Raw genomic sequence first — 8,418 nt, 5'->3', positions numbered from 1 at the left:
CGTCCGAGCGTATGATCGGCATCGCGCTGGCGGCGTTTGACTATGTGATGGATATGCAGACCGAGCGCGGCGACGGCACCGAGCTGTTCTATGCGCGGTGCGCCGTGCTGCATGCCGCCCGCGCCGCCGGGATCGACGCCTTCGACGTGGTGTATTCCAACGTCAACGATGAAGAAGGCTTCCTGAAGGAAGTCGATCTGATTCGCCGGCTGGGCTTTAACGGTAAATCGTTGATCAACCCGCGTCAGATTGAACTGCTGCACAACGCCTACGCGCCGACCCAGGACGAGGTGGACTATGCCCATCTGGTGATCCAGGCGGCAGAAGAGGGCGAGCGTGCCGGTCTGGGCGTGATCTCGCTCAACGGCAAGATGATTGACGGGCCGATTATCGACCATGCCCGCCGGGTGCTGGATCGCGCAAGCGCATCCGGTGTACGCAAGTAACGGACGGGACTGACAGGATTGGAATGATGAGCAACATGATTGAAGCACTGCAACAGCAGTTTCCGGAACAGCGTCACCTGCAACCGTTCGCCGGGGCTAACCATGCCACGCCGTGGCTGGATGACATCACCGCCAAGCATCAGCGCAAACTGTGTGCCGATCTGGAAGAGGCGATCCGCAAGAGCGGCCTGAAAGACGGCATGACCATCTCCTTCCACCACGCTTTCCGTGAAGGGGACAAGGTCATCAACCACGTAGTGGAGACGCTGGCCCGTCTGGGGTTCAAGGATTTGACGCTGGCCTCCAGCTCGCTGATGACCTGCAACGCGCCGTTGGTGGAACACATCCGTAACGGCGTGATCCGTCGCATCTACACCTCCGGCATGCGCGGCAAGCTGGCGGACGCCATCTCCCACGGGTTGATGAAAGAGCCGGTACATATTCACTCCCACGGCGGCCGGGTGCACCTGTTGCAGAGCGGCGAACTGAAGATTGACGTGGCGTTCCTCGGGGTGCCGAGCAGCGACGAATTCGGCAATGCTAACGGGACGTCCGGCAAATCCCGCTGCGGCTCGCTGGGCTACGCGATGGTGGATGCGCACTACGCGAAAAAAGTCGTGCTGTTGACGGAAAGCCTGGTGCCGTTCCCGAACATGCCGGCCAGCATCGTGCAGGATCAGGTCGATTTCGTGGTGCCGGTGGACGAAGTGGGCGACCCGGCGAAAATCAGCGTCGGCGCCGCGCGCGTCACCAGCAACCCGCGTGAATTGCTGATTGCCCGCCGCGCTGCGGACGTGATTGAGCACTCTGGCTATTTCAAAAACGGCTTCTCCATCCAGACCGGATCCGGTGCGGCTTCAACCGCCTGTACCCGCTTCCTGGAAGACCGCATGAAGCAGCAGGGCGTGGTGGCGAGTTTTGCGCTGGGCGGCATTACCGGCAGCATTGTCGACCTGCACGAGAAAGGGTTGATTGACACCTTGCTGGACACGCAATGCTTTGACGCCAACGCGGCGGCCTCGCTGGCGACCAATCCGAAGCATGTGGAAATCTCCACCAACGTCTATGCCAACCCGAGCGCGAAAGCGGCCTGCTGTGACCAGTTGGACGTGGTGATCCTGAGTGCGCTGGAAATCGACACCGACTTTAACGTCAACGTCATCACCGGTTCCGACGGGGTGATGCGCGGCGCCTCCGGCGGCCACTGCGACGTGGCGACGGCCGCCAACCTGACCATCGTGGTGGCGCCGCTGATCCGCAGCCGTATCCCGACGGTGGTGCGTCAGGTAACAACCTGCGTCACGCCGGGTAGCGCCATCGACGTTCTGGTGACGGATCACGGTATCGCGGTGAATCCGGCGCGTCCTGACGTAGCCGAACGGTTGCAGAAAGCCGGCCTGAGTGTGATGTCCGTCGAAGCACTGTACCAGCGGGCGATTGCGCTGGTGGGCGAACCGAAAGCCATTGAGTTCCACGACCGTATCGTGGGCGTGATCCGCTACCGCGACGGCAGCGTGATCGATGTGGTGCGCCAGGTGAAAGACTGAGGCTGACATCATGAGCGACACGACCCTGACCGAAGCCCCCGCGAATAACACCGCGGGCATCAGCCTGGAAGCGCTGCTGGCGGCGAAGGAGCGCCGGGCGGCGCGGCAACAGGCATTGTTGGCGCGCTACGGCATGACGCTGGTGTCATTGACGCTGGTGACGCCGGGCCCGGTGAAGGACTCGGCGCTGTACCGCCGCGGCATGCGGGCGGCAGTGACGGCGTTCGCGACGCTGGTGCAGGCGCGCGGCTGGACGGTGCGCGAGCAACAGCTGCACTGGCTGGCGACGGGCGCTGAAGGGTTCTGGGTCGTGGATAAGGATGCGCTGACGGTGAAGGCGGCGACGACGGCGTTGGAAGAACAGCATCCGCTGGGGCGGGTGTGGGATTTCGACGTGTTCTGCCCGCGCGAAGGGAGTGTCAGCCGTGGAATGCTGGCCTACCCGAAGCGCGCCTGTGTGCTGTGCGGCGAGCCGGCGCACGCCTGTGCGCGTTCACGTCGGCACCCGCTGCCGGACGTGATCGCCCGCATCGAGGCACTGTTGCATGGCCATGTCGACACCGAATAACGGGCGGTACGCCGCATCCCTCCCGCTGGCGAATACAGCGCTATGTGGAGGGGATATCCATGACCGGGTGGCGGCGGCGCTGCAGGTGGAAGTGAACCTGACGCCCAAGCCGGGGCTGGTGGATCGGGCGAACAGCGGTTCGCACCGGGACATGGATGTTTCGACGTTTGAGGCCAGCATTGCGGCGTTGACGCCGTGGTTCGGCCGCTTTACGGCGGCAGGGGCGGCGCACCATGCGCTGCCGCTGACCCGACTGCTGGCCGCGGTGCGGCCGGTGGGGCTGGGGGCGGAGCAGGCGATGCTGGCGGCAACGGGCGGGGTGAACACCCACAAGGGCGGGATCTTTGCCTTCGGGTCTGGTATGCAGTGTCGCGGGCTGGCTGAGCGCGCGGGGCGAACGGCTGACACAGCAGGCGTTGTGCGCCGGCGCGGCAGCCATGACCGCCGATCTGGTGACGCGGGAACTGGCGACGTCACGGGGGACGGCGGCGACGGCCGGGGAGCGCTTGTTTCGACGCCATGGCTTGACCGGGGCGCGAGGCGAGGCGGCGAGCGGGTTTGCGACGGTGCGCACGCACGCGCTGCCGGCATACCGGGCGGCGTTATGCCGCGGCGAGACGGAAGAGGCGGCGCTGTGGCAGGCGCTGGTGGTGCTGATGGCGCATAACCCGGATACCAACGTGGTCTCACGCGGCGGGATGGCGGGGTTGCGCTTCGTGCAGGGCTCTGCGCGGCAACTCCTGGCGCAGGGCGTGAGCCGTGCCGGGCTGGACGCGATGGATCGGGCGTTGATGGCCCGCAATTTGAGCCCGGGCGGCAGTGCCGACCTGCTGGCGATGACCTGGCTGTTGGCGCACTATCCTGCGCATTGACCAGATGCCGATGGCGCAACAGATTATGCTGTCCGGCGTAGAGAAGCTCGTCTATTATTCACACTAAGGGGTTATCCTCTTGGTGCCTGTCCCAGTAGATCAAGGTGACTTATCGTTTGATTCCCGACGTTGGCGCGTATCGCGTGAGCCGGGAATTTTCTATATTCATGGGTCAGGCCCAGGTCGATTCTTCATAATCCGTATGCTGGGGTTAGGGGGGATGGCATGGATGCGGGAAGGCGAGGGTTCATGACCGCATTGATTTCAGGATGGTCAGACGGGCGTGAAAGTCTGACCCGCCTTGTGTTGCGTATCGTTGCGTACCGCCATCGATAGCCCTTGCCACGAGAAGGCCTGTTCGCCGGAGAGACCCCGGCCCTTGCGCGGGGCTCCGCGATGTGCCGACCGTCGTTCGGCGCTGGTGCGCAATTGGACAACCGGGCGCTGCCGGCCTAAAGTTGCGGCTGTCGGTGCCGATACCCAGCCATAAATCTGTGCCCCGACGGGATGGGGCGCTGTATCGGCATTCAACTTACGGTGGGGATGGATGTAGTGGATGAAAATCTGAAAGAGCAATTTGCCAGAAGGAATAAAATGGCAATATGCGGAGCGCTGCGAGAGCTGGCAAAGCAAGGGATCGCAGTGAGAGTACGGCATGCGCGTGGACAGTTCATCAGTAAAGTATTAGACGTAGAGCCTGATGAAGATATGTTCCTGTTCGATCTCGGTGGTCTGGAGTCTGAAAATAGCCGCGCTATTTTCGCGGGCGATTTGGAGTTTGTGGCGGAGCCCGCCGGCGCCAAGGTCGAGTTCCGTACCGCCATCCTAAAAACCGTTAATTATGACGGGTTGCCGGCATTTTGTGCCGCGCTTCCAGACGTGCTCTATTACATCCAGCGTCGCAACTATTTCCGCATCAATTCCCCTGCCTGGCCGCCCATGATTTGTCGCGGCAGCTTGCCGGATCACTCAACGTTCGAATTTAGCCTGAAGGATCTGTCGCTGGGCGGCGTCTGCCTGCATACCGAGCGTCAGAATATTGAGGAGTTTCTCAAACCGGGCGATACGCTGAAAAACGTGGAACTGGATCTGGCCAGTTACGGGCAATTCTGGTTCGACATGATATTTGTGAATCATGCCGTGACCAAGGTGGTGGACAGCAAGGGCGAGGTGAAACATATCCAACGTCTGAGCTTCCGTTTTCCGGAGTTGAATGCCACGCAGGAGCGTGACCTGCAACAGGTGATCACCGGACTGGAACTGGAACAGAACGAACGCCGCAAACGCCTGCGCGATGGCTGATTAAGGGTTGTCTCCAGCAAGCTGCTGGGGCACAATACGCGCCCTGTAAATAACCGACGCTGTGATACCGCGTCGGTTATTTTTTGTTTTATGGCATGAACATGAAAAAGAGGCCGGAGCATGCTCCGGACGGATATCCATAAGATACGCACGCGATTAAGGCGGCAAGAGGAAAGAGAGAAATGGGGAAATCTGTTGTATTGAGTCCGGTCCCCGCCGGTTTGCGCTGCGCTCGCAGCAATCAGGGCGCCGTTCTGACGATGAAGGCATCGGCCGGCGCGCCCACGCATGCCAGTTGTGGCGATAATCATCGTCCGTTTTTCAGCCTGGCCGGGCAGCGGTGTTTCGTACCCGGTCGTGATGTTTCCTTCATGATGTTAAGTGCGGCTGCCGTCGCTGTCACAGGAGGCGCGCACGATGTCGCATGAATCCGCCACCGTCGCCAATCGTGCGCAATTGCGTAAAACCCTGACATTATGGCCGGTGGTCATGATGGGGTTGGCCTATCTGCAACCGATGACCATTTTCGATACTTTCGGCATCGTCTCCGGCCTGACCGATGGCCATGTCGCCACCGCGTATGCGTTCGCCCTGATTGGGATCCTGTTTACCGCGCTGAGTTACGGCAAGCTGGTGCGCCGCTTCCCGTCGGCCGGTTCCGCCTATACCTACGCCCAGAAAGCCATCAACCCGGCGATCGGCTTTATGGTGGGCTGGTCATCACTGCTCGATTATCTGTTTATGCCGATGATCAACATCCTATTGGCGAAAATCTATTTTGAAGCGCTGGTGCCGGATGTTCCTTCCTGGATTTTCGTCGTGATGCTGGTGGGGTTCATGACGCTTTCCAACCTGCGCGGTATTAAAACCGTGGCCAACTTCAACAGCCTGATCGTGGTGTTGCAGGTGGCGGTGATGATCGCCATCACCGGCATGGTGGTCTACGGCGTTTCCCACGGCGAAGGCGCCGGGACGCTGGCCAGCAGCCGTCCATTCTGGTCTGAGAACGCGCATGTTGTGCCGATGATCACCGGTGCGACCATCCTGTGTTTCTCCTTCCTCGGCTTTGACGGCATCAGCTCGCTGTCCGAAGAAACCAAGGACGCCGGGCGGGTGATCCCGAAAGCGATTTTCCTGACGGCGCTGATTGGCGGCCTGATCTTTATCGCGGTCTCCTATTTCCTGCAACTTTACTTCCCGGATATTTCCCGCTTCCAAAATCCGGACGCATCGCAGCCGGAGATCATGCTGTATGTCGCGGGCAAGACCTTCCAGTTCGGCATCCTGATTTTCTCCTGCGTGACGGTACTGGCCTCCGGCATGGCGGCGCACGCGGGCGTTTCACGGTTGATGTACGTGATGGGCCGCGACGGCGTGTTCCCTGAGCGCTTCTTCGGTTACATCCATGAGAAATGGCGGACGCCGGCGTTGAACGTGCTGCTGGTGGGCGTGATTGCCTTGTCGGCGATATCGTTTGAGCTGGTAACGGCGACGGCGCTGATCAACTTTGGCGCGCTGGTCGCTTTCACCTTCGTCAATTTGTCGGTGATTTCCCAGTTCTACATTCGCGAGAAACGCAATAAAACGTTGCGGGACATCGTCAATTACCTGGTGTTGCCGGTGATGGGGGCGTTGAGCGTCGGCGCGTTGTGGCTCAATCTGGAGAAAACCTCTATGACGCTGGGGCTGATTTGGGGCGCGGCCGGCCTGCTGTACCTGATGCTGGTGACTCGCGTGTTCCGCCAGCCAGTCCCTCAGTACAACGAAGACCCGGTTTAATCCATCCTCTGGCTTGCCAGGCTCCTGCACGGAGCCTGGCAGGTCAAATCCCTGTTTGCGGCGAGTCCGTATTTGCTGCGAACCGCGCTATGACCCACGCGCTATGACCCACGCGCTATGACCCACGCACTATGACCCACACGCTATGACCCACACGCTATGACCCACACGCTATGGCCCACACGCTATGGCCCACACGCGATGACCCACATCCCCGGTGGGGCGAGACGACGGTGGCCGATGTCAGGCCACCAGTTGTTGGGCGTAAGTGAACAGCGCCTTAAGCAGCGCAATTTTCTCTCGTCATCGGCATGGATCTGATACAGGCTTTCCAGCGTCTCCGAATAGGATTGCAGCCGTTCCGGCGTAAAGATCTCGCGGCGATGCCGCAGCCAGCGCTGTTGTTCCTGATCGTCCAGCGTGCCGGGGAAATTGCGCGCCCGGTAGCGAAACAGCAGTTCTTCCATTCGGCGATCGGCGAATTGCAGCTTCAGCGCGGGCAGGTGCTGGGGCGCCGTTTCGCGAATGATGGTCATCGCCGCCCGATCGGCGTCGCCGAAGAAACCATCGTATAACTGCAAGTCCACATCGGCGGCGGGCTCGAACGCGGGTGCGTCGGCAAACAACGCCACCACTTTTTCTCTGACTAGCGGGTGTTGACGCAGCAGTTTCAGGTTATCAAGGCAGCGCTGACGATCGACGCCCAGCCGCGCCGCATCTTCAGGTCGTAGCGTGGCGGCGGGGGCCAGCACCGGGCATTTGTTGATATGCACCAGTTTGATCGGTACCGGCGATTCGTTTTCGCCCAGCAGATCGCGGCGAGTATACAAGCGGGTTCTCAGCGCATCGGCGCTCAGGTTCAGCAACGGGTCGATATCGCCCGCCAGATCACAGACGATGACGGCATTGCGGTTTTCCGGATGCCAGGCCAACGGCACAATCCAACTGGTATTGCCGCGCGCCGCGCCGAACATACCGGATACGTGCACCAGCGGTTTCATTTCCGCGATGTCGATCAGCGCGTTGACCTTGTTCTTGTTGCGTAGCTGATACAGATAATCAAACAACCGGGGTTGCGTCTGTTTGAACAGGCGCGCCATAGCAATGGTGGCATAAACGTCCGACATGGCGTCGTGGGCGTGTTCGTGCTCGATGCCGTTGGCGCGCGTCAGGTGCTCCAACCGGAAGCTGGGGAATCCTTCCTCATTTTCCGGCCAGACGATGCCTTCCGGCCGCAGCGCATAGCAGGCGCGCAGCGCATCCAGCAAATCCCAGCGTGAATTACCGTTTTGCCAGCTGTAGGCGTAAGGGTCGATGAAATTGCGATAAAACAGATTGCGACTGACTTCGTCGTCGAAGCGAATATTGTTGTAACCCATGATGCAGGTGCCGGGCGTGCTGAATGCATCATGAATTTGACGGGCGAAGTCGACCTCGCCGATCCCTTTGCTGCTCGCCAGTTGCGGTGTAATGCCGGTAATCATCACGGCTTCGGGGTCTGGCAGATAATCGTCGGCGGGCTGACAGTAGATCACCACCGGTTCGCCGATGACGTTGAAATCCTGGTCGGTGCGAATACCGGCAAACTGGGCGGGCCGATCTTTGGCCGGGTGCTTGCCGAAAGTCTCGTAATCGTGAATAAAAAAGGTGGATTCGGTTTGTGAATTGCGCACGTTGTCTCTCTGTGTTGCAAGCCGGATGGCGCTGCCGCCGGGCTTGTTCGGTCGAGGCCGCTCACCTGACGCCGCCCGTTAATCGCGAGCCGGGTGACGCATGGCATAAACATAAAAACAGCGGGGATCATACCATTCCGGGGTGTAACCCGTCGCTGTAGATCGCGCCGTCGGCGATACGGGGCGTGATTCGGCGAGCGCAAAAAAACTGAATTGTTTCAGCTCGTGGAG

5 protein-coding genes and 2 pseudogenes are annotated in these 8,418 nt (G+C 60.5%); 6 read left to right on the top strand and 1 reads right to left on the bottom strand.

Translation table 11 applies throughout. The features are described 5' to 3' along the window. The 6 genes and pseudogenes from DPA2511_RS21625 to DPA2511_RS11370 form a co-directional block, all read left to right on the top strand. Positions 1-446, top strand: a 446-nt coding sequence (locus DPA2511_RS21625; RefSeq protein ID WP_035049698.1) for an aldolase/citrate lyase family protein, incomplete at its 5' end; no start/stop codon positions are given. A gap of 26 nt (positions 447-472) precedes the next feature. After that, the gene (gene citF, locus DPA2511_RS11395; RefSeq protein WP_023638331.1) at positions 473-1,993 is read left to right on the top strand and encodes a citrate lyase subunit alpha; all 1,521 of its coding nucleotides are present in this window, start codon (positions 473-475) and stop codon (positions 1,991-1,993) included. A gap of 10 nt (positions 1,994-2,003) precedes the next feature. Further along, entirely contained in the window at positions 2,004-2,561 is a 558-nt protein-coding gene (gene citX, locus DPA2511_RS11390; RefSeq protein WP_015853912.1) for a citrate lyase holo-[acyl-carrier protein] synthase, read from the top strand. Next, positions 2,539-3,433, top strand: a pseudogene (citG, locus tag DPA2511_RS21620) (triphosphoribosyl-dephospho-CoA synthase CitG). Before citX ends, citG begins: the two are co-directional and overlap by 23 nt. 543 nt (positions 3,434-3,976) lie before the next feature. Further along, positions 3,977-4,735, top strand: coding sequence for a flagellar brake protein (locus DPA2511_RS11380; RefSeq protein WP_015853910.1), 759 nt, complete (start codon positions 3,977-3,979; stop codon positions 4,733-4,735). A 417-nt stretch (positions 4,736-5,152) separates the two neighbouring features. Beyond that, on the top strand, positions 5,153-6,514 hold the full coding sequence (locus DPA2511_RS11370; RefSeq protein WP_015853908.1) for an APC family permease: 1,362 nt from the start codon (positions 5,153-5,155) through the stop codon (positions 6,512-6,514). Between the two features lie 243 nt (positions 6,515-6,757). On the opposite strand, the pseudogene sbcB reads toward DPA2511_RS11370, so the two are convergent. Then, a pseudogene (gene sbcB, locus DPA2511_RS21615) lies at positions 6,758-8,187 on the bottom strand (exodeoxyribonuclease I). Between the last annotated feature and the right edge of the window lie 231 nt (positions 8,188-8,418).

Source organism: Musicola paradisiaca NCPPB 2511, from assembly GCF_000400505.1.
Classification (GTDB): Bacteria; Pseudomonadota; Gammaproteobacteria; order Enterobacterales; family Enterobacteriaceae; genus Musicola; species Musicola paradisiaca.
Note: the sequence above shows the minus strand (reverse complement) of the source record. Positions and strands in the feature narration are given on the sequence as shown.

Bases quoted from the DNA above. Each gene is read 5' to 3' on its own strand.
- DPA2511_RS11370 (WP_015853908.1), top strand. From the start codon at position 5,153: ATGTCGCATGAATCCGCCACCGTCGCCAATCGTGCGCAATTGCGTAAA.
- DPA2511_RS11380 (WP_015853910.1), top strand. From the start codon at position 3,977: ATGGATGTAGTGGATGAAAATCTGAAAGAGCAATTTGCCAGAAGGAAT.
- citX (WP_015853912.1), top strand. From the start codon at position 2,004: ATGAGCGACACGACCCTGACCGAAGCCCCCGCGAATAACACCGCGGGC.
- citF (WP_023638331.1), top strand. From the start codon at position 473: ATGAGCAACATGATTGAAGCACTGCAACAGCAGTTTCCGGAACAGCGT.